This window comes from Bacillus swezeyi, from assembly GCF_030908325.1.
Taxonomy (GTDB): Bacteria; Bacillota; Bacilli; order Bacillales; family Bacillaceae; genus Bacillus; species Bacillus swezeyi.
In genome coordinates this window covers 1,947,703-1,968,837 of sequence record NZ_CP133085.1, presented here as the reverse complement: position 1 = coordinate 1,968,837, position 21,135 = coordinate 1,947,703, and the positions used below count along the sequence as shown (strand labels likewise).

Genomic DNA, 21,135 nt, shown 5'->3' with positions numbered 1-21,135 from the left:
AAACAGCTTTTAGAGAAAATAGAGTAGTTGATTTTGAATAAATGAAATGGTTTATTTTTGAGGATTGACAGCCGCTCAATATAAATTTTTAGGTTTAAGAAGAGGTAAACCTTTGCAGGCTGTACGATTGAAGACTTAGTTTGTTCATGCAAGAAACTAACTTGTGAGATATAACAGCGGGCTCTGCTTATCGATCTGACATTACTTTGAAAATATTAACATTACTGTATATTAATTGTCAATGGATCTGACAGCCCTTTATGGCGGATGTGACATCCGCCTTCGTTATCCGTTAGATGATCTTCAGCCTTTATTCAGTATAAAAAGAGACTGCCGAAAACAGTCGGCAGTCTTTAGAATTTAGAATAAAGAAAGCTGGTTTTGATCTGGAAGCGACTCTAAACAGCCGTGACGATCCAGATATTCCATAATCGTTTTTGAAACCTTTCCTCTTTTTTGTAAATCCTCTTTTGAAAGAAATTCGCCTTCTTTCCTTGCATTGACAATATTCAAGGCGGCGTTTGTCCCAAGGCCCGGGATAGAATTAAAAGGAGGAATCAGGCTGTTTCCGTCAATGATGAATTCAGATGCACTCGAACGGTAAAGATCGACTTTTTGCAAAGAGAAGCCTCTTTCACACATTTCAAGCGCCAATTCAAGTACGGTGAGCAAACTCTTCTCTTTCGGAGAAGCGTCAAGCCCTTTGCTGTTGATGTCATCCATGACGGCTTTGATCGCGGTGGAGCCTTTGATCATCGTATCAATGTCAAAATCATCCGCACGCACTGTAAAGTAGGCTGCGTAATAAAGCAAAGGATGATGGACTTTGAAGTAGGCGATCCGGACGGCCATCAGCACATATGCCGTGGCGTGGGCTTTCGGGAACATGTACTTGATCTTTTTACAAGAATCAATATACCAGTCCGGAACATTGTTATTTTTCATTTCTTCTTCCCACTCAGGTGTTAATCCCTTTCCTTTTCTGACGAATTCCATGATCTTAAAGGCGAGGGAAGGCTCAAGCCCCTGATAGATTAAGTACACCATAATATCGTCACGGCAGCCGATGACTTCGCTCAGCTCGCAAATTTTATTGTGAATCAGCTCTTGTGCGTTGCCGAGCCAGACGTCCGTCCCGTGTGAGAGACCGGAAATCTGAACGAGCTCGGAAAATGTCGTCGGTTTTGTATCCTCAAGCATCTGCCTGACAAAACGGGTTCCGAATTCAGGGATGCCAAGCGTTCCTGTTTTACAGCCGATCTGTTCTTCAGTCACGCCTAAAGACTCCGTTCCCTGAAATATTTTCATCACCTCTGGATCGTCCGTCGGAATCGTTTTTGGATCAATTCCGCTTAAATCCTGGAGCATGCGGATCACCGTCGGATCATCGTGTCCGAGGATATCCAGCTTCAGCAGGTTGTCATGAATGGAGTGGAAATCAAAGTGTGTCGTTTTCCATTCCGAACCTGTGGCATCTGCCGGGAACTGAATCGGTGAAAAGTCATAAATATCCATGTAATCGGGAACAACGATAATTCCGCCCGGGTGCTGGCCCGTCGTCCGCTTGACGCCTGTGCAGCCCTGTACGAGGCGGTCGATTTCCGCACCGCGCATATGCAAGTTGTTGTCGTTTGCATATCCTTTAACATATCCGTAGGCCGTCTTTTCAGCAACCGTGCCGATCGTTCCCGCACGGTAGACGTTATCTTCCCCGAATAATACTTTCGTATAGTTATGGGCGTGCGGCTGGTATTCTCCCGAGAAGTTCAAGTCGATATCCGGAACCTTGTCCCCTTTAAAGCCGAGGAACGTTTCAAACGGAATATCGTGGCCGTCTTTTTTATAGGCGGCTCCGCATTTCGGACAGTCTTTATCAGGAAGGTCAAACCCTGATCCGACAGAACCATCGTTGAAAAACTCTGAATGGCGGCAATCCGGGCAGACATAGTGCGGTGCCAGCGGATTGACCTCGGTAATTTCCGTCAATGTTGCGACCAGTGAAGAACCGACAGATCCCCTTGATCCGACGAGATAGCCATCATCGAGAGACCGTTTTACGAGTTTATGAGAGATCAGGTAAATAACGGCAAATCCGTGGCCGATAATGCTTTTCAGCTCTTTTTCAATCCGCTCTTCCACAATTTCGGGAAGGTCGTCGCCATAGATGCTTCTCGCTTTCTCATAACTCATGCGGCGGATTTCTTCGTCCGCTCCGTCGATTTTCGGTGTATAAAGATCATCTTTGATCGGTTTGATTTCTTCGATCTGCCCGCTGATCTTCCGGGTGTTGGCGACAACAATTTCTTTCGCTTTTTCCTCGCCCAAAAATGAAAAGGCATCAAGCATCTCATTTGTTGTGCGGAAGTGAACATTCGGCAGCTCGTGTCTGTTGAGCGGATTTGCGCCGCCTTGCGAAGCAATCAAGATCTTCCTGTAGATCTTATCCTCGGGATTCAAATAGTGGACATTTCCCGTTGCCACAACAGGTATATCCAGTTTGTCGCCAAGCTTTGTTATATTTGTGATGATTTCTTTCAGCGCTTTTTCATCCCTGACCAGTTCAAGCTGGAGCAGATGGCGGTAGACCTCCGGCGGCATCACTTCAAAGTAGTCATAAAATGAAGCGATCTCTTCTACTTCTTCCGGCGATTTTTGCATCATGCCTTCAAATACTTCGCCCTTGTCACACGCCGAACCAATTAAAATGCCTTCCCTGTGCTTTTCAAGCTGTGATCTCGGAATTCTCGGCACCCTGTAGAAATAATGGATGTGTGACAGTGAGACGAGTTTAAAAAGGTTTTTCAGCCCTGTTTCGTTTACTGCCAGAAGGGTCGCGTGATAAGGTCTTGAACGCTGATAAGCATTGGACTGCCCCATATTTTCATTGAGCTGGTCATGATACAGAATATTTTTTTCAGCCGCGTCTTTCAGCATTTTCACGAGAAGATAGCCCGTCGCTTCAGTATCATATATCGCCCTGTGGTGCTGTGTGAGATCAATATCGAACTTTTTACAGAGCGTATTCAGCCTGTGGTTTTTAAACTCCGGATAGAGAAAACGCCCCAGTTCGAGAGTGTCAATGACAGGGTTCTGCACTTTTTCCGTTTTCAGCAGCCGCTTATAGGCCACATTGATGAATCCTATGTCAAAGCTTGCATTGTGCGCAACAAGCGTGTGATCCCCGATCCATTCCTTAAAATCTCTGATGACCTCTTCAACTTCAGGCGCATCTTTCAGCATGTCATCCGTAATTCCCGTCAGCTCAATAATCGTAGCTGATAAAGGGCGGTGCGGATTCGCAAACCGTTCAAATCGCTCAATGATTTCCCCGCCTTTTACTTTTACCGCGGCCAATTCGATGATCGTATCGTAGACAGCCGACAGGCCCGTCGTTTCGACGTCAAATACGACATAGGTTTCCTCTTCCAGAAGGCGGTGTACGGGATTGTAGGCGATTGGCACGCCGTCATCGACAAGGTTGGCCTCAAGTCCGTAGAGCATTTTCACACCATGCTTTTTGCTTGCCGCATAAGCATCTGGAAACGACTGTACGACAGCATGGTCTGTGAGAGCGATAGCAGGGTGCCCCCATTTTTTTGCCTGTTCGACAAGCTTGCCAATGCCTGAAACGGCGTCCATCTGACTCATCGGCGAATGAAGGTGGAGCTCGATGCGTTTTTCTTCATCCGGAGCTGTATCCTCACGCGTTTTCGCTTTTATTTCATTGACATCATTGGCAATCATCACTAAATCACGGACGAACGTATCGTTCTGGATGCTTCCTCTCGCTTTCACCCACATGCCTTTTTTCAAGGATTTCATCAAGGTCGCATCTTCTTTTTCTCTGGCAAACATTTTGATGAGAATGCTGTTTGTATAATCGGTAATTTTAAAGATGCAAAGCGTTCTGCCGCTTTTCAGCTCCCTTGTTTCAGCATCGAACACATAGCCTTGAACCGTGATTCTCCGCTCTTCATCCATGATGCTGTCAAGCGTTCTGATTTCCTCCGAGTCTTTAATCTGATAGCCGATCTGAAGCGGGCCTGACGGTGTTTCATCATCTTGAGCTTCTTTATCCTGCTTCTCCATTTCGATCAAAGCCTGGAGAGCTCTTTCCTGATCTTCAGCCTGTTTTTGCTCTCTGAATTTCTGAATCTCTTGATCTGAGACAAAAATTTCAGTATCAAGCTGAAACTCTGGAAAACCGAATGTCCGATAGCTTGACTGAATGAATGAGCCGTATTTTTTCTTTAAAGCGGAAGCTTCTGTATCTGTTTTCGTTTTCAGCAGTATTTTGTTTCCTGCAAGCTTTGGTTTTTGCTCATTCAATAGCGTTAAAATCGGCGGAGAAATGCCGTCCAATTCTTGAATACAGCGCGTCCAGTAGTCTTGGACAAGCTGTTCGTCCACCGATTGGTCCTCAGCTTCAATTGAGCAGGTGACTTGTGCGATATGGGAAAAGGTGCGTGTCAGCTGAAGGTGAAACCGCTCGAAGATCTGATAAGGCAGCACTGCTTTTAATCTAAAGTGAAAATGCCATGTCTTCTTGTGCTTATGAACGGTCAGCTTCATGATTTGTCCGCCTTCAAGATGGCGGATCAATGTATCTTCCGTTAAATTCAGCTGCTGCAGAAGAATTTGAAACTGTCTTCTGTTGACAGAAAGCTGGTCTTCCAAGACAGATTCCTCCCTAAAAGAAAATCATAATTGAAGGTACCTCAGAGGGAACTTCCGAGGTACCTTCCTTTACCCTAGTTTAACATGTTTATGAGTGAGAAGATAAGCTCTTGACTTGCTCTTCGATAAAGCCAAACAGCTCGTCACAAGCGATTTCAAAGGATTCACCGTTTTGGCGGATTTTCACTTCCACTACTCCTTCATCAGCTCTTTTTCCGACTGTAATGCGAATCGGCAGCCCGATTAAGTCAGAGTCGGCAAATTTAACGCCGGCCCGCTCAGCACGGTCATCAAATAAAACATCAAAGCCTTTCGCTTGAAAATCTTCATACAGTTTTTCCGCAAGCTGAACTTGTGCATCGTTTTTCATGTTGAGCGCCAGAATGTGAAGATCATACGGACTTACGGCCAGCGGCCAAATCAAGCCTTTATCATCATGATGCTGTTCGACGATGGCTGAAAGGGTCCGTGAAATTCCGATTCCGTAGCAGCCCATCAGCATCGGTTTGGCGCGTCCGTTTTCATCCAGATAAGTCGCATCCATCGCCTCTGAATAGCGGGTGCCGAGCTTAAAGACCTGCCCGACTTCGATCCCTTTTGCAAAACGAATCGTTCCTTTGCCGTCAGGCGACGGGTCTCCCTCCTGAATTAAGCGGAGATCAGCGTAAGTCACATGGTCGGCATCACGGCTGACATTGACATTTTGATAATGGTGATCGGTTTTATTCGCTCCTGCCACGGCATTTGCCATCGCCTTCACGGCAAAATCAGCGTATATTTCGATTTCAGTGTTCAAGCCGACCGGTCCGACAAATCCCGGTTCTGTACCGGTGATCTCCGCCACTTCTTCAGGGTTTGCGAACTCAATCGTTTCCGCATGAAGCAGATTTTTCACTTTAATATCGTTGACTTCATGATCCCCTCTTGTCAAAACGAGCACAAACCGGCCGTCTGCCTTGAGCAGGATAGATTTAATGCAGTTTGACGGAGAGACGCTTAAGAATGCGGCCAGCTCTTCTATCGTCTTCACGGAAGGTGTGTGAACTTCCTGCAATTCTTCCATTTCCGCATTTTGCGCCTCAACCGTTTCCGCTATTTCAGCCATTTCGATATTGGCGGCGTATGAAGACTGGTCAGAATAAGCAATCGTATCTTCACCGATATCAGCCAGCGCCATGAATTCATGGGTGTCTTTTCCGCCCATCGCGCCGGAATCTGCGATAACCGGTCTGAAATTCAAGCCGCAGCGCGTAAATACATTCGTATAGGCCTGATACATGTCTTTGTATGTCTCATCAAGGCTTTCGGCAGAAGCATGGAACGAATACGCATCTTTCATGATAAATTCGCGGCCTCTCAGCAATCCGAAGCGGGGGCGCTTCTCATCGCGGAATTTGGATTGAATCTGATAGAGGGTCAGCGGAAGCCGTTTATACGATTTCACTTCGTCTCTCACAATGCTCGTCATGACCTCTTCGTGTGTGGCGCCGAGTGCAAATTCACGGCCGTGGCGGTCTTTCAGCCTCATCAATTCAGGACCGTACGTATACCATCTTCCTGATTCCTGCCATGTTTCCGCCTGCTGCAGTGCCGGCATCATCATTTCAACAGCATTTATGTTTTCCATTTCTTGACGGACAATGCCCTGGATCTTTTGGATGACTTTATTGGCAAGAGGCATATAACTGTATACGCCGCTCGTATTTTGTCTGATAAACCCTGCTCTGAGAAGAAGCTGATGGCTTTTTGCTTCCGCATCAGCCGGCACTTCCCGGAGCGTAGGAATTAGCGTCCTGCTCTGTCTCATTTCGTTCGCACCTCATTTATTCAGTTGGTTACTTTTTCAGTCGGGAGTGGCTTCCCTAAAAAAGAGCCTTTTAAAAGGCTTGACTGCTCTTTAAAAAGGCAATGGATATTATAAGAATAAGCGCTGGATATCGTTCCAAGTGACGACAAGCATCAAGAGCATCAAAAATGCCACGCCGATAAAGACGACAAACGCTTCTTTTTCGCGGTTGATCGGCTTTCCGCGGATCGCTTCAATAAACAGAAACAAAAGTCTTCCGCCGTCCAAAGCAGGAATTGGCAAAAGGTTGACAATTCCGAGGTTGATGCTTAAAAATGCTGCCAGCTTCAGCAGGTTGATGACGCCTGTTTTCGCCACTTGATCTGTCATATCATATATTCCGACAGGACCTGCCAGCATGTCAATTGAAAATTGTCCCGTTACAAGTTTACCGAGGTTGGTAAAGATATTTTGCGCCACGGTCACAGTTTCGGTCGCACCGTAAGAAATCGATGTGAAAATGCCTTTCTGCACGGGATTGTAAGCGCCGAAGCGGCCGATGGTCTCGTCTCCCGATTTAACCGCTTCCGGGGTCACATATTTCGTCAGTTTGACATTGTCGCGCATCAGGACGACCTTCAATTCCTTTTCGGGGTTTGCCCGGACCGTGTTGACAATATCCGTCCATGAATTCGTCTTCTCTCCGTTGATGTTCTGAATGCGGTCGCCTTCTTGAAGCCCGGCTTCAACGGCCCGTCCGTTGTCAATCAGTTTGCCGAGTACAGGCTCGTCTGACGGTACGCCTTGAATCAACCCCAAAAGGACGAGTATCACATAAGCTAATATGAAGTTCATGAGCGGGCCTGCCGCAATCGCTTTAATGCGCTGCCAAACCGTTTTTGAATGAAATTGGCGGTTGTAAGGGGCAATCTGCACTTCTTCACCGTCTACAATGAAAAAGGAAGTCTCACTGACAGAAAATGAAGCAAGATGATCTTCATTGCCTTGCTCATAGCCCGTGATTCTCATCTGATGCTCCAAATCAGCCTGTTCGACTTCAATGACCAATGCATCAGGATATTTTTCTTTTTGGTTCAAAATGATCTTTTCGACTTTGTTTTCTTTGTTAAATAAAAGTCCAACCGTATAACCGGGCTTGACTTCAATCATTTCGGGATCTTCCCCAGCCATTCTGACAAAGCCGCCGATCGGCAGCAGTCTGATGGTATAAACGGTCTCATTTTTCTTGAATGAAAAGATTTTCGGACCGAAGCCGATGGCAAACTCCCGGCACAGTATTCCAGCTCTTTGAGCAAGGATCAAATGTCCCAGCTCATGGAAAAAAACGAGCGTTCCAAAAATAAGAATAAACGCTATCACAGTATTCACGAACATACCACCTTATGTGAGTAATGTTTGGACAAACTTTCTGGCCTCTTTGTCCACTTCACGGATCTCCTGAAGGCTTGGCTTTAAAATGACCTGATGACGTTCCAAAGCTTTTTCGATGATGTCTTCGATTCCGAGAAAAGTAATCTTGCCTGCCAAAAATGCCGCAACGGCTTCTTCATTGGCCGCATTTAAAACAGTCGGCATTGTACCGCCTATTTTACCTGATTCATAAGCGAATTGTAAGCAGCGGAACCTTTCAAAATCAGCTTGGGCAAAATTCAGCTGGCCGATTTCCCAGAGGTCGAGGGACTTTGCCTCCTCAAACGGCAGGCGGTCAGGATAGCTCAGCGCATATTGGATCGGCACTCTCATATCAGGGGTGCCAAGCTGGGCGATGACGCTTCTGTCATGGAATTCAACCATCGAATGGATGATGCTTTCTTTGTGGAGCAGCACATCAATCTGATCGTAAGGCAGATCAAAAAGCCAATGCGCTTCAATAACCTCAAGCCCTTTATTCATCATTGTAGCCGAATCGATCGTAATTTTTGCACCCATCGACCAATTCGGGTGATTGAGAGCCTCCTCCACTGTCACGCCTTCAAGCTCTTTTCTCGTTCTGTCCCTGAAGCTGCCGCCGGAAGCCGTCACGATCAGCCGTTTGATATGTTTCGGATTTTCTCCTTGAAGAGCTTGAAAAATCGCAGAATGTTCACTGTCGACAGGCAGTATTGGAACATGATATTTTTTCGCGTGTTCTTTCACTATATGACCGGCTGTTACGAGAGTTTCCTTATTTGCGAGTGCAATCGTTTTTTTATGCTCGATCGCCTTTAGCGTCGGAAGAAGGCCGACGCTTCCGACAAGAGCGTTGACGACGATATCCGCTTCGGGGATAACGGCCGCCTCGATTAAAGCTTCCTCCCCTATTCCCGTTTGGAATGAATGGGAAAAAGAATACTGTTTGAATGTTTCATATGTATGCTCATCTCCGACGGCTACATACTGCGGTTTAAATGTTTCAATGATTTCAGCCGCTTTTTCCGCATTTTTGCCGAATGTCATGGCTGTGAGCCGAAATTGATCGCCATGCGCTTTGATCACTTCAAGCGTCTGTTCTCCGATGGAGCCTGTCGCTCCCAATAGACATATGTTCTTCAATATTGCCGCACCTCTGTTTCTTTCTAGCTATCAGTACACTTCTATATCATAGCCCGAACGGCTGAAAAAGAACAAGCAAGAAGTATAAAACTGGCATGACAAATAAAAAGCTGTCAAAGCGGTCCAGCATCCCGCCGTGCCCGGGGAGGATCCGGCCCGAGTCCTTCACTTGGTAATGCCGCTTAAACGCTGATTCCGCCAAATCGCCGATCTGTCCGACGATCGACAGCAGCACGGTAATCAGCAGTACAAACAGATAGGCGTGCGGAAAATCTGTGGCGGCCTGATAGATGGCCGAAAAAATGACCGCTGTCAAAATCCCGCCCCAAAAACCTTCGACTGTTTTGTTGGGGCTGATTTCAGGCCAGAGCTTTCGTTTTCCAAATGCCTTCCCGATAAAATAAGCGCCGGAATCCGTCGACCAGACGACCCCGATGGCAAAAAAGACATAGCTGAGGCCGATGTTTCTGATTTCGATAAAATAATAAAAGCCAAATCCGATATAGATTGCAGCCAACGTAACAAACGCCGCCTCATCAAAAGAAAATGAGTTTTTGCTGAGTACCGTAAAGGCCAAAAGGAGAAGAACTGCCAAAAACACGGTCTCTCCTTTGGAAATGCCCAGATTCACGGCTTCGCCAAGCTGGTTCGGATATAGCAAAATCCCTAAAAGCAAGAGGCTTATGACGCCCGGAACGCTTAAAAGCTTCATGCCTTTCATTCTTAAAAGTTCAAAAAGAGCGAGTATGCCCATTGCATAGACTAGTACGGTGAACGGCAGCTCGCCTAAAATTACGAGCGGTAAAAAAATCGCTGCCGCTATAACACCCGTCAATATTCTCTGTTTCATCTGCACCATCCTCTAAATTCCGCCAAACCTTCTCCCGCGACGCTGATATTCTCCGATGGCCTGAAGAAAATGAACCTCTTTAAAATCAGGCCATAATACATCAGTAAATAAAAATTCACTGTAGGCAAGCTGCCAAAGCATAAAATTGCTCAGTCTGATCTCACCGCTTGTTCGAATCAGCAAATCGGGGTCCTGCAAAGTTTCTGTCATTAAATAATCAGAAAAAAGCTTTTCATCGATCTCTTCAATATTTAATGCGCCATTTTTTGCTTCTTCGGCAATTTTCTTTGCAGCTCTGGCGATTTCTGCACGTCCCCCATAGTTCAATGCAAAATTAAGAATAAGTCCGTCATTGTTTTCCGTATCGCGGATGGCTTTTTCAACCGCACGGATCGTGTGGGAAGGCAGGCCTTCCTTATCACCGGTAATGCGCACCTGAACATTCTCTTCAATCAGTTCAGGCAGATACGTGTTGAGAAACTCTTCAGGCAGCTTCATCAGAAAATCAACCTCAAGCTTTGGCCGTTTCCAATTTTCGGTAGAGAAAGCGTACAAAGTCAATGCTTTGACACCCAGTTCATTTGCAAGCTTTGTTGTCGCTCTGACCACCTTCATACCTTCATGATGACCCGCAATGCGGGGCATCGCACGTTTTTTTGCCCAACGGCCGTTTCCATCCATGATAATGGCGATATGTTCAGGAATTTTTCCCTTTAAAATATTTTCTTTTGTGTAACTTTCCATGTTGGAAGCCGCTGAATGCTGATTCTTCCAATTTTTGAGTATATTGAGCATGAGATTCCTCCATCACCCAAAAGGTTGCTTTCCTGTTATATCCCGCTAGATAACAACAGTATTAACAAAAAAACCCCCTGTAAACATGAGAGGGTCTTTTCACTATTATCTATTGTACAGAGTTTTTCATTAAACTTCCATGATTTCTTTCTCTTTATCTTTTGTGATCTCATCAATTTTTGACACATATTCATCTGTCAGCTTTTGCACGTCTTCCGTTGAAGAGCGCAATTCATCCTCAGTCATTTCACCATTTTTCTCTAATTTTTTCAGGTCGTCGTTTGCATCGCGGCGGATGTTACGGACAGCTACTTTAGCTTCTTCAGAGTATTTTTTCACAAGCTTGACAAGCTCTTTTCTCCGCTCCTCTGTTAATGGAGGAATGGTAATCCGGATAATGCTTCCGTCGTTTGTCGGAGTGACGCCTAAATCGGCTTTTTGAATCGCTTTTTCGATGTCTCCGAGTGCTGTTTTATCATAGGGTGTGATGACGAGCATGCGCGCTTCAGGTACGTTGATGGACGTAAGCTGATTCAATGGCGTCTGCGCTCCGTAGTATTCAACTGTTACTTTATCCAAGAGCGATGGATTCGCACGTCCTGCACGGACGGTGGCCAATTCGCGCTGATACGCGGATGCGGCTTTTTCCATCCGTTCTTTTGTTTCATTCATCACTTGATTTGACACGTTATTTCCCCCTTACAATTGTTCCGATTGGTTCGCCGATAACGGCTCTTTTAATGTTTCCTTCTTCCATGATGGAAAAGACGATCAGCGGGATGTCGTTATCCATGCATAGAGATGAAGCGGTTGAGTCCATGACGGCCAAACCGTCTTTTAATACGTCGAGATAAGACAATTTTTCATATTTTACGGCATTTTCGTCCGTTCTAGGATCGGCATTGTATACACCGTCGACATTATTTTTGGCCATTAAGATGACATCGGCCTCAATTTCAGCCGCTCTGAGCGCTGCTGTCGTGTCCGTTGAGAAATATGGATTGCCTGTACCGGCAGCGAAGATGACGACGCGCTTTTTTTCAAGGTGGCGAATCGCTTTTCTTCTTATGTATGGCTCAGCGACCTGCCGCATTTCAATCGATGTCTGAACTCTTGACTGAATTCCGAGTGTTTCAAGGCTGTCCTGAAGGGCAAGGGAATTCATGACCGTTGCAAGCATTCCCATGTAGTCCGCTGTCGCGCGGTCCATTCCGAGATCACTGCCTGTCTTTCCGCGCCACAGGTTGCCGCCTCCGACGACAACTGCCACTTCAACATCAAGCTCGGCAATTTCTTTCACCTGCTTGGCGATGGACTGGATCACGGTCGGGTTGATGCCGTTGCCCTGTTCGCCCGCAAGCGCTTCTCCGCTAAGCTTTAATACGATACGATCATACTTTGGTTTTTCCATAATAACCTCCAAGTGCATGCTTGCCGTTATTTATTATGCAAGAGAAAAAAAGGTTTGTAAACTGTTTTAAAAATAGGGACACAAATTGTGTCCCCTATTTTCCTTGAAAAGATCCTGCCGTGTTTTCAGCAAGCGGCTTTTCAATCTTATTTTTTCACTTGGTTCATAACTTCTTCAGCAAAGTTTTCTTGGCGTTTTTCGATTCCTTCTCCAACTTCGTAGCGGATAAATGTTTCAACTGTTGCGTTTTTCGCAGCAACGACTTGCTTCACTTTTTCATCCGGGTTTTTAACGAATGCTTGATCAAGCAGGCAGATTTCTTCGAAATATTTGTTCAGACGGCCTTCAACCATTTTAGCCACGATGTTTTCAGGCTTTCCTTCTTGAAGCGCCTGCTGAGTCAGAATTTCGCGCTCACGGTTCGCTTCTTCCTCAGACACTTGGTCACGGGAAATGAAGCGAGGGTTGACAGCTGCAACGTGCATTGCGATGTCTCTTGCTGTTTCTTCATCAGTTGTACCGTTTAGCACAGTAAGTACGCCGATGCGCCCGCCCATATGCAGGTATGAGCCAAATGCAGCGTCATCGCCTTTTGTCAAGACTGCGAAGCGGCGAAGCGTGATTTTTTCTCCGATTTTAGCAACAGCGCTAGTGATATATTCTTCAACAGTTGAACCGTTTGCCATTTTTTGTTCAAGAGCGGCTTCAACGCTTTCCGGTCTTTCGGCAAGAATATGTTCAGCCAAGTCGTTTAAAAGCTCTTTAAACCCTTCGTTTTTCGCAACGAAGTCCGTTTCAGAGTTCACTTCTAAAATGACGCCTGCGTTGCCGTCAGTTTTAATTAAAGTCAATCCTTCAGCAGCGATGCGGTCAGCTTTTTTAGCAGCTTTTGCAATGCCTTTTTCTCTTAGAAGCTCGATTGCTTTTTCCATGTTTCCGTCAGTTTCAGTTAACGCTTTCTTGCAGTCCATCATGCCCGCACCGGTTTTTTGGCGAAGCTCTTTTACCATTTGTGCACTAATTGCCATTTTGATTTCCTCCTTATAATCCAAACAAAATATGTAAGTTTTTATCTGGTGAAAAAAAAGGTGATAAAAGGCAGTTCCCCCTTATCACCTTTTGATCAGGTTAAGCAGTTGTTGTTTCAGTTGTTTCTGCTTCTTTTTCTTCTGTTTCAGCTGTTTCTTCACCTTGTTTTGCTTCCAGAATTGCATCTGCCATTTTAGAAGTAAGCAATTTAACAGCGCGGATCGCGTCATCGTTCGCAGGGATAACAACGTCGATTTCATCCGGATCACAGTTTGTGTCAACGATTCCGATGATCGGAATGTTCAGCTTGCGCGCTTCTGCAACAGCGATGCGCTCTTTACGAGGATCGATGATGAACAGTGCATCAGGAAGCTCTTTCATGTCTTTGATTCCGCCTAGGAATTTTTCAAGACGCTCTAATTCTTTTTTCAATTGAACGACTTCTTTTTTAGGAAGTACGTCAAATGTGCCGTTTTCTTGCATTTTTTCGATATCTTTAAGGCGTTTGATACGCTTTTGAATTGTTTCAAAGTTTGTTAATGTACCGCCAAGCCAGCGTTGGTTGACAAAGTACATTCCAGAACGTTCCGCTTCTTCTCTAACAGAGTCTTGAGCTTGCTTTTTCGTACCGACGAAAAGGATTTTCCCTCCGTCAGCTGCAAGATTTTTTGTAAAGTTGTAGGCTTCCTCAACTTTTTTGACTGTTTTTTGAAGATCGATGATGTAGATTCCGTTACGCTCTGTGAAGATGTAACGTTTCATTTTTGGGTTCCAGCGGCGTGTTTGGTGGCCGAAGTGAACACCAGCTTCAAGCAATTGCTTCATAGAAATGACTGACATGTGTTATTTCCTCCTAATATAATGGTTTTTTTCCTCCGCTTAGGTCATTTTTATGCAGGACTGCACGAGCCTCGCACAGCACCGCTTGCATAAATCGTTAAGCGTGTGTAATTAACACCAAGAATTAATATACCATAAGCTTTCCCGACAATCAAGAATCGTTTTTCATCTTTCCGCGAAATTTTAAGAAAAGCTCAACCTCTGTTTTGCCGGTTTTTAATTGTCTTGCAATGTCTTCAGGAGAAAGGCCCTCTTCATATAAAGCCGAAGCTTTTTCTTCAAACGAGGCGGAGTCTTCATGTTCCTGCTGATGCAGCTCATCCTCTTTTCTTTCAACTTCATCGATCATCGATTCAATATGAAGTGGCAGGCCGGCGGTTTCTTCCGTTTTAGGGAAGACGGAGCCGGATTCGGCAGGAGTCTCCGACTGATGGGTCTGATGTTTTTCTTTTTGAGGCTCGCGTTCGGCATCCTGCTGAAACTCCCTGACGAGTTTTTCATTTTCGTCTTTCAGCTCCATCAGAAAAGCGGTCAATGTATTCTCGGTTTCTTCCAGAAGCTGTTTTTGCTCTTTCTCTGCGGCCTTAAAAGCGCTGAGCCTCGCATTCAGAATGATGACAAAATAGATCAGTATACCGTGGAGCGTAAAGCTCACAAGCCATAATATTGTTGACATATTTTTCACTCGCTAACCATGAATTTTTAAAATGTCTTTTCAAAAGATGTTCCCTGAAAACAGCCTAAAAAATGCTGCCGGCGAAAAGCCAGCAGCTTACATATTATTGTACCACTTTATCAAGAAGATGCTTCAATTTAAAAAGCGCCTTGGAGTGAATCTGGGAAATGCGCGAGGTCGATAAGTTCAGAACCTGGCCGATTTCCGTCAGCGTCAGCTCTTCTTTATAAAATAAGCTGATAACAAGCTGTTCTTTTTCGGAAAGCTCGTTTATTTTTTCGGCAAGCTGGGAAATCAGCTCGTCTTTGAGCATTTTTTCTTCAGGTGTGGTCGTTTTGTCATCCCTTATCATCACTTGGACATTCTCACCGTCTTCATGGTCGTGAAGCTTTTCATCAATTGAAAGGAGGTTTGCAAAAAAACCTTCATTAATTGTCGTCACGACGTCTTGCTCCGTCATTCCCAATTCCTCTGCGATTTCGCTCGGCGATACATTTCTTAAATAGCGCTGTTCAAGCTTTTCAATCGCAGCTTCGACTTTTTTTGTTTTTTCCCGGGAGGTTCTCGGAAGCCAATCTTCTTTTCGAAGGCCGTCGATAATAGCGCCTCTGATTCTGAATGAAGCGTATGTATCAAACTTCAAATCCCTTCCCGGATCAAATTTTTCAAGGGCATCGTACAAACCCAGCATGCCGAGGCTTACCAAATCATCTTTGTGAACGGACTTGGGCAAGCCGACGGCTATCCGGCCGACATGATATGTGACAAGCGGCATATAGCGGCGGATTAAATCATCGCCAGCCTGAGGATCTTTCCATTCTTTCCATCGCGACCAAAGCATCTGATCTTCATAGTTCAAGGATTGCATCTTTATCCCCCTAAATTGCATATTAAATCGTCGTTACACCTTGTTTAACTGTCCGGATGACAAGCTCAGCTGATTGCGGATCAAACTCGATGGTCCTTCCGCTGTTTCCGCCTGTATCCTCGCTTACAATCGGAATATTCAAGAGAGATAGATGTTTTTTAATCGCAAGCACATTTCTTGGCCCGACTTTCATCAAATCATTTGTCATCTTAAACTTAAACATTTCGGCTCCCCCGGCCATTTTCGCTTTCAAGGCGAATTTTCGGCAGCCTGCTTCAAGCAGCATGTTGACCGTTGCCGCCACAGCGGTGTCTGCGTATTTTGCCAGATTGATATCCGGCGTCTTTGAAAGGGAAGAATCGGGAAGCATGACATGGACGAGCCCTGCCGTTTTTGCTTCCAGATCATAAAGCACAAGCCCAACGCAAGAACCGAGTCCTGATGTTCGGATTCGATCGGGAGTACGGACTATTTTTACATCGGCAATGCCGACTCTGACAACAGATGTCTCTTTTTCTATGATTTTCATAGGGCTGCACCCAATGAATGGAAGAGCTTTTCAAAAGAATCGTAGTCGGGCAAAAGGAATAAATGCGCTTTTACCTTCCGGTTGTGCTCTTCATCAAAAATCGAGTTGTCAATGACGATGACCTGGTCTCCGACTTGGCTGAGCTCGATCAGCCCCTCGCTGATGACAGCTCCAAACATATCGAGCGTCAGTTCCGGGACGCTCGGGTACATTTGCCGGTTTGTCAAATCAGCTAACGCGGTCAAATATGAGCCAGCCATTATATTCCCCAGCTCGTGCAGGGCGGAGGCCCCTATATCGTCAGGGGTCATGCTTTCGATTTCAAATTCGGGGTTGCAGACAAGCTCTCTGATCAATTGTTCAGCCTCTGAAAAAGGCATAATAACAAACATCGAGCCCGGAAAATCCCCTTCCATGCGCAGAAAGATGCTGGCGACGGGAAGGTCTGCACCGCCGAAAAGGTTGACGAGCTCATCAAACGACATGAGCTTGACAAACGGCACTTCCATTTCGATTTTTCTGTTCAGCAAATTTGCCAAGGCAGAAGCGGAGTGGCCCGCTCCTATATTGCCGACTTCCCTTAAAATATCAAGATGCTCTTCTTTAATTCCGTTAAAAATGCTCATCTCGAGGCTCCTTATTTCTTAGCACTTTCGGAAGCTGCAACAAGGCTTGACTTCCTATTTAAAACAGCTTCAGAGTCGATCAGGTTGAGTAGTCTGGAGCCCTGTTTTACAATGCCTTTAATCCATTGTCTGCCGTCTTTCCCAACCGTTTCAGGAGCTGATTCAATCTCCTCTTCTTCGACGGTAATGACGTCGTTCGCCTCATCTACCACCCAGCCGACTTCAATGTCCTGATGGGTGATGATGATGATTCTTGTTTCATCCGTAATTGTGTCTCCCGGCGCCTCAATCCGCTTTCTCAAATCGATGACAGGTGTGACAACACCTCTTAAATTAATGACGCCGCAGATATATGGTTCGACTCCGGGCACCCTTGTAGGATGCTGCCATTTTTCAATGGACATGACTTCTGAAACAGATATGGCATACTCTTTATGATTCACTTTGAATACGATCATTTTTTCACCGGTGGTTGTCTGTATGGTCAAGAGGATCGCTCTCCTTTCGCTTTCTATTTAATAAGGGCGTTGCAATCAATGATCAGCGCAACTTGTCCGTCTCCCAAAATCGTCGCTCCAGAAATGGCAAAGACATTTGTTAAATAATCACCTAATGATTTTAATACGACTTCCTGCTGTCCGATAAAGGAATCGACGACAAATGCAGTCAGCTTGTCTCCTTTTTTCACGACGATGACATGAAGCTGGTCAAGGTCATCTGAAGAATCCTCAACTTTAAACTGTTCTTTCAGGTAAACAACCGGTACGATATGGCCCCTGAAATCAATCACTTCGCGGTCATGTGTCTGTAGGATATCTTTCTTTTCAACGACAGCCGTTTCTATAATAGAAGAAATCGGGATCGCGAATGTTTCTTTTTCAAGTTTGACTAAAAGCACGGAAATGATCGAAAGTGTCAGCGGCAGCTGGATCGAAAAGAGCGATCCTTCACCTTCGCTTGATTTAATGCTGACAGATCCGCCCAATGATTCGAGCTTGCTTTTGACAACATCCAAGCCGACGCCGCGCCCGGAAATATCTGAAATTTGATCAGCGGTTGAAAATCCCGGTGCAAAAATCAGCGCATCGATCTCATGATCTTCAATTGTTTCCGCATCCCGTTCAGTAATGACGTTTCGTTCGAGCGCTTTTTCGAGCACTTTTTTGCGGTTGATCCCCGCTCCGTCATCCTCAACCTCGATAAAGACATGGTTTCCGCTGTGATATGCTTTCAGGCGGACTTGACCTGTTTCAGGCTTTCCGTTTTTAACCCTGATTTCAGGTGCTTCAACACCGTGGTCAAGGCTGTTTCTTAATAGATGGACGAGCGGATCGCCGATTTCGTCGATGACCGTCCTGTCAAGTTCTGTATCCGCTCCGAATATGGAAAGTTCAATCTTTTTATTTAATTCCTTCGTCAGCTGGCGGACCATGCGCGGGAAGCGGTTGAAGACAGTCTCAACCGGCACCATTCTCATATTCAGGATGATCGATTGCAAATCTCCGGAAATCCTTGTCATTCGCTCGACGGTTTCCGTTAATTCACTGTGCTCAAGTTCTTTGGCAATTTGTTCCAAACGTCCCCTGTCAATGACAAGCTCTTCAAAGAGGTTCATGAGAGAATCGAGGCGGTCGATGTTGACGCGGATCGTTTTCGTTCCTCCGCCTGCTGCCGGTTTTGCAGCTTCATTTTTGCCATTCGCCTGCTTTGCCGGTTTTTCCGGCTTTTTCTCCTTTTCTGTTGGAGCTGCTTCTTTTTCAGGGGCCGGCTTTTCTGGTTCGGCCGCCGCTGAAAAGTCGTTTTTCAGCTCAGTTACATTTATTTTCTCGATTTCAGAAACGCTGTTTATTTTATTGAAAATCTCCTCTTCCGTAAGTTTGCTTAAAAAGCAAATGACAAACTCCGAATCAAAATCCTCCGCCTCAAGCACTTCCGTGTCCGGGATGGTTTTGACGACCTCGCCGATATCGTTCAGCTGTTCGAAAACCATGTAGACCCGAACGCCTTTTAATAGGCAGTCCTCTTTAAGAGAAACGGAAATTTCATAGCATTTAAAGCCTTGCTCCTCCGCTTCGGCAATGACCGTTCTTTGGAATTCGTCATACGACCATTTCGTTTCCGAAGATGCTTCAGCTGTTTCTGCTGCTGCAGTTTCTTTGCTTGCACCGGTTACATCGAGCTTGGCGCAGACTTCGGAGACATCCCGCTTGCCGTCGCCTCCCTCAATGATCGAAAGGACGATCGCTTCCAGGTCATCAAGCGCTTCAAACATGATATCCATCCATTCGGGAGTAATCGTCATCTCCTCATTGCGGATGGCATCCAGCACATTTTCAAGGGTGTGTGTTAAATGAGCCATATCTTCATAGCCCATTGTTGCGCTCATGCCTTTTAAGGTGTGAGCCGCTCTGAAAATATCATGGACAAGCTGAAGATCTGTTGGATTTTTTTCGAGTTCGAGCAATTTTTCATTACAGGTTTGCAAATGTTCTTTACTTTCTTCAATAAAGACGTCTAAATATTGATTCATATCCATATGAGTCACGCCCTTTCTTTTTTCATATACGTCATAATAGCTGCAGCAATCTCATCAACATGTCTGATCTCATTTGCAAGTCCGGTGTTTATGACCGCCTTGGGCATCCCGAATACGACGGATGATTCGGCAGATTCGGCGATAACCTTGCCGCCCGCATGTGTTAAAAGGCCTTTGACGCCTTCAGTCCCGTCGCTTCCCATTCCTGTCATAATGACGGCGATTTTTTCAAAATCTCTGAGAGATGCGAGCGAGCTGAACAAGTAGTCGACAGATGGTTTATGGCGGCTGGCTGTGTCGCGGTCATCGAGTGAAATCACCAGTTCGCCCTGCTCAAGATGCACTGCCATGTTTTTTCCTCCGGGTGCAATATAGACCCAGCCGTCCCGAGCTCTCTCACCGTTTTCAGCCTCCTTCACGGTTACTTCTGAGAGGTGGTTCAGCCTGTTTGCCAATGAGGCCGTAAACCCTGCGGGCATATGCTGAACAACAAAAACAGGCGCCTTTAGGGTTTTGGGAAGCTTAGGGAGCACTCTTTGCAGCGCTCTCGGTCCCCCTGTTGATGTACCGATGCAAACAAGCTGTTTTGCAGCTGGCGAACGGACGGGCCGGCTGCCGCTCATCAAAACTGGTTTTTTATCTGATGCAGGCTTTGGCTCCGGTGCAGGACGGGCCTTCACTTTCGCCCGTCCGGCTGTCAAAACCTTTTCAATCATGATGTCCCTTACTTTGTACAGGTCGATGGAAATGGAACCTGAAGGCTTCGCGACAAAATCAACCGCTCCGTGCTCCAGACACTCAATGGTGATCTCCGCTCCCTGCTGCGTCAGGCTCGAAACCATGACCACGGGAAGAGGATCTGTGGCCATGATCCTTTTTAATGTTTCTTTTCCGTTCATCACAGGCATTTCCATGTCTAATGTGACCACATCCGGACGGAGTTCCTTGATTTTTTGGAGCGCTTCCTCTCCGTTTCTCGCCGTTCCTGCTACAGCAATCTCATGATTGGAGGTTAAAAACTTGGTGATCATTTTTCTCATAAAAGCAGAGTCGTCAACGACAAGAACACGAATCATAATGTATTGCCCCTCCTCAAAAATGAAGATAATTTATCGATAAACGATCGATTTTCATCGCTGTGTGCCCTGCCGTCTTCAAGCAGTGAATCTGCCAAAAGGTAAACCGCCCTGCTCAGTTTTGAGCGCGGATACTTAAGGAGAAACGGCTGCTGTTCAACAACAGCTTTTGATACTAAAGGGTCTTCAGGAACCGGCCCTGCATATGCCAGCTTTTGCTGCAAAAAAGCGTTTACCGTGCCGGAAAGGCGCATAAAGGCGGATATTCCGTCTTTTTGGTTTGTGCAGCGGTTGACAATGACCTTGATCTTCAGCTTCTGTCCGGTCAAAGCTAAATGCTTAATCGCACTGTAAGCATCCATAATCGATGTCGGTTCCGGAGTGGTGACAACCAGGATTTCATCCGCTGAAAGGGCGAAAGGCAGCTGATTTTTTGACAGCCCTGCTCCCATGTCAAACAGTACATAATCAAAGTTCCCCAGAACAGATGCCAGTTCTTTGAGAAAAAACGACCAGTTCTCTCTGTTCAATTCGAACATCGCGTTCAGCCCCGTCCCTCCGGAGATATATTGAATGCCTTCCGGACCTGTTGACACAGCGCGGTCAAAAGGCAATTTTTGATTCAGCACATCCACCATGGTATGGAGCGTCTGACGGCCGATCAGAATGTCAATATTACCCATTCCGACATCAAGATCGATCAAAAGTACGTTTTTCCCTTTTTTTGAAAGCGCAAGAGCCGTATTCAGCGACAGGTTGGATTTTCCGACACCGCCCTTGCCGCTTATCACCGCCAGCGTTTTCGCTTTTTTTTGGTAGACGGCGGGCGGTTCGGTAAGCCGAAGCTCCATTCGTTTTCGTAAGCTTTCTGCCTGATCCATGT

18 protein-coding genes are annotated in these 21,135 nt (G+C 45.8%); all 18 read right to left on the bottom strand.

Translation table 11 applies throughout. The features are described from left to right. Positions 1 to 360: 360 nt before the first annotated feature. The 18 genes from RBH91_RS09800 to RBH91_RS09715 all read right to left on the bottom strand — a co-directional run bounded on the left by RBH91_RS09800 (position 361) and on the right by RBH91_RS09715 (position 21,133). Positions 361 to 4,677, bottom strand: coding sequence for a PolC-type DNA polymerase III (locus RBH91_RS09800; RefSeq protein WP_076760551.1), 4,317 nt, complete (start codon positions 4,675 to 4,677; stop codon positions 361 to 363). Between the two features lie 88 nt (positions 4,678 to 4,765). Next, positions 4,766 to 6,484, bottom strand: a complete 1,719-nt coding sequence (locus RBH91_RS09795) for a proline--tRNA ligase (RefSeq protein ID WP_307894402.1) — start codon at positions 6,482 to 6,484, stop codon at positions 4,766 to 4,768. A 108-nt stretch (positions 6,485 to 6,592) separates the two neighbouring features. Further along, entirely contained in the window at positions 6,593 to 7,858 is a 1,266-nt protein-coding gene (gene rseP / locus RBH91_RS09790) for an RIP metalloprotease RseP (protein WP_094777304.1), read from the bottom strand. 6 nt (positions 7,859 to 7,864) lie between these two features. Beyond that, on the bottom strand, positions 7,865 to 9,016 hold the full coding sequence (gene dxr / locus RBH91_RS09785) for a 1-deoxy-D-xylulose-5-phosphate reductoisomerase (RefSeq protein WP_307894401.1): 1,152 nt from the start codon (positions 9,014 to 9,016) through the stop codon (positions 7,865 to 7,867). A 46-nt stretch (positions 9,017 to 9,062) separates the two neighbouring features. Beyond that, positions 9,063 to 9,866, bottom strand: coding sequence for a phosphatidate cytidylyltransferase (locus RBH91_RS09780; RefSeq protein ID WP_307894400.1), 804 nt, complete (start codon positions 9,864 to 9,866; stop codon positions 9,063 to 9,065). 12 nt (positions 9,867 to 9,878) lie between these two features. Next, a complete protein-coding gene (locus RBH91_RS09775) occupies positions 9,879 to 10,661 on the bottom strand; it encodes an undecaprenyl pyrophosphate synthase (protein WP_307894399.1) in 783 nt (260 codons plus the stop codon). Between the two features lie 129 nt (positions 10,662 to 10,790). After that, entirely contained in the window at positions 10,791 to 11,333 is a 543-nt protein-coding gene (frr, locus tag RBH91_RS09770; protein WP_404802504.1) for a ribosome recycling factor, read from the bottom strand. A 16-nt stretch (positions 11,334 to 11,349) separates the two neighbouring features. Further along, positions 11,350 to 12,072, bottom strand: coding sequence for a UMP kinase (gene pyrH / locus RBH91_RS09765; RefSeq protein WP_307894397.1), 723 nt, complete (start codon positions 12,070 to 12,072; stop codon positions 11,350 to 11,352). 146 nt (positions 12,073 to 12,218) lie between these two features. After that, a complete protein-coding gene (gene tsf, locus RBH91_RS09760; RefSeq protein ID WP_076760543.1) occupies positions 12,219 to 13,100 on the bottom strand; it encodes a translation elongation factor Ts in 882 nt (293 codons plus the stop codon). 100 nt (positions 13,101 to 13,200) lie between these two features. Further along, a complete protein-coding gene (gene rpsB / locus RBH91_RS09755) occupies positions 13,201 to 13,941 on the bottom strand; it encodes a 30S ribosomal protein S2 (RefSeq protein WP_076760542.1) in 741 nt (246 codons plus the stop codon). Positions 13,942 to 14,092: 151 nt separating this feature from the next. Beyond that, a complete protein-coding gene (locus tag RBH91_RS09750; RefSeq protein ID WP_307894395.1) occupies positions 14,093 to 14,617 on the bottom strand; it encodes a DUF6115 domain-containing protein in 525 nt (174 codons plus the stop codon). 103 nt (positions 14,618 to 14,720) lie between these two features. After that, a complete protein-coding gene (locus tag RBH91_RS09745; RefSeq protein WP_076760540.1) occupies positions 14,721 to 15,485 on the bottom strand; it encodes a FliA/WhiG family RNA polymerase sigma factor in 765 nt (254 codons plus the stop codon). Positions 15,486 to 15,507: 22 nt separating this feature from the next. After that, positions 15,508 to 16,014, bottom strand: coding sequence for a chemotaxis protein CheD (locus tag RBH91_RS09740; RefSeq protein WP_076760539.1), 507 nt, complete (start codon positions 16,012 to 16,014; stop codon positions 15,508 to 15,510). Continuing rightward, positions 16,011 to 16,640, bottom strand: a complete 630-nt coding sequence (locus RBH91_RS09735) for a chemotaxis protein CheC (protein WP_076760538.1) — start codon at positions 16,638 to 16,640, stop codon at positions 16,011 to 16,013. The genes RBH91_RS09740 and RBH91_RS09735 overlap by 4 nt, the downstream gene beginning before the upstream one ends. Positions 16,641 to 16,651: 11 nt before the next feature. After that, entirely contained in the window at positions 16,652 to 17,128 is a 477-nt protein-coding gene (locus tag RBH91_RS09730) for a chemotaxis protein CheW (RefSeq protein WP_076760537.1), read from the bottom strand. Positions 17,129 to 17,151: 23 nt separating this feature from the next. After that, positions 17,152 to 19,176: a chemotaxis protein CheW gene (locus RBH91_RS09725; protein ID WP_307894392.1), complete on the bottom strand. Its 2,025-nt coding sequence runs from the start codon at positions 19,174 to 19,176 to the stop codon at positions 17,152 to 17,154. A 5-nt stretch (positions 19,177 to 19,181) separates the two neighbouring features. Beyond that, entirely contained in the window at positions 19,182 to 20,252 is a 1,071-nt protein-coding gene (locus RBH91_RS09720; RefSeq protein ID WP_307894391.1) for a protein-glutamate methylesterase/protein-glutamine glutaminase, read from the bottom strand. After that, a complete protein-coding gene (locus tag RBH91_RS09715; RefSeq protein ID WP_307894390.1) occupies positions 20,249 to 21,133 on the bottom strand; it encodes a MinD/ParA family protein in 885 nt (294 codons plus the stop codon). The genes RBH91_RS09720 and RBH91_RS09715 overlap by 4 nt, the downstream gene beginning before the upstream one ends. Positions 21,134 to 21,135 lie beyond the last annotated feature (2 nt).

What these genes read in the sequence shown, in the direction of transcription:
- RBH91_RS09795 (WP_307894402.1), bottom strand. Translation starts at nt 6,484, where the DNA reads ATGAGACAGAGCAGGACGCTAATTCCTACGCTCCGGGAAGTGCCGGCT.
- rseP (WP_094777304.1), bottom strand. Translation starts at nt 7,858, where the DNA reads ATGTTCGTGAATACTGTGATAGCGTTTATTCTTATTTTTGGAACGCTC.
- RBH91_RS09780 (WP_307894400.1), bottom strand. Translation starts at nt 9,866, where the DNA reads ATGAAACAGAGAATATTGACGGGTGTTATAGCGGCAGCGATTTTTTTA.
- RBH91_RS09775 (WP_307894399.1), bottom strand. Translation starts at nt 10,661, where the DNA reads ATGCTCAATATACTCAAAAATTGGAAGAATCAGCATTCAGCGGCTTCC.
- frr (WP_404802504.1), bottom strand. Translation starts at nt 11,333, where the DNA reads ATGAATGAAACAAAAGAACGGATGGAAAAAGCCGCATCCGCGTATCAG.
- pyrH (WP_307894397.1), bottom strand. Translation starts at nt 12,072, where the DNA reads ATGGAAAAACCAAAGTATGATCGTATCGTATTAAAGCTTAGCGGAGAA.
- tsf (WP_076760543.1), bottom strand. Translation starts at nt 13,100, where the DNA reads ATGGCAATTAGTGCACAAATGGTAAAAGAGCTTCGCCAAAAAACCGGT.
- rpsB (WP_076760542.1), bottom strand. Translation starts at nt 13,941, where the DNA reads ATGTCAGTCATTTCTATGAAGCAATTGCTTGAAGCTGGTGTTCACTTC.
- RBH91_RS09750 (WP_307894395.1), bottom strand. Translation starts at nt 14,617, where the DNA reads ATGTCAACAATATTATGGCTTGTGAGCTTTACGCTCCACGGTATACTG.
- RBH91_RS09745 (WP_076760540.1), bottom strand. Translation starts at nt 15,485, where the DNA reads ATGCAATCCTTGAACTATGAAGATCAGATGCTTTGGTCGCGATGGAAA.
- RBH91_RS09740 (WP_076760539.1), bottom strand. Translation starts at nt 16,014, where the DNA reads ATGAAAATCATAGAAAAAGAGACATCTGTTGTCAGAGTCGGCATTGCC.
- RBH91_RS09735 (WP_076760538.1), bottom strand. Translation starts at nt 16,640, where the DNA reads ATGAGCATTTTTAACGGAATTAAAGAAGAGCATCTTGATATTTTAAGG.
- RBH91_RS09725 (WP_307894392.1), bottom strand. Translation starts at nt 19,176, where the DNA reads ATGGATATGAATCAATATTTAGACGTCTTTATTGAAGAAAGTAAAGAA.
- RBH91_RS09720 (WP_307894391.1), bottom strand. Translation starts at nt 20,252, where the DNA reads ATGATTCGTGTTCTTGTCGTTGACGACTCTGCTTTTATGAGAAAAATG.
- RBH91_RS09715 (WP_307894390.1), bottom strand. Translation starts at nt 21,133, where the DNA reads ATGGATCAGGCAGAAAGCTTACGAAAACGAATGGAGCTTCGGCTTACC.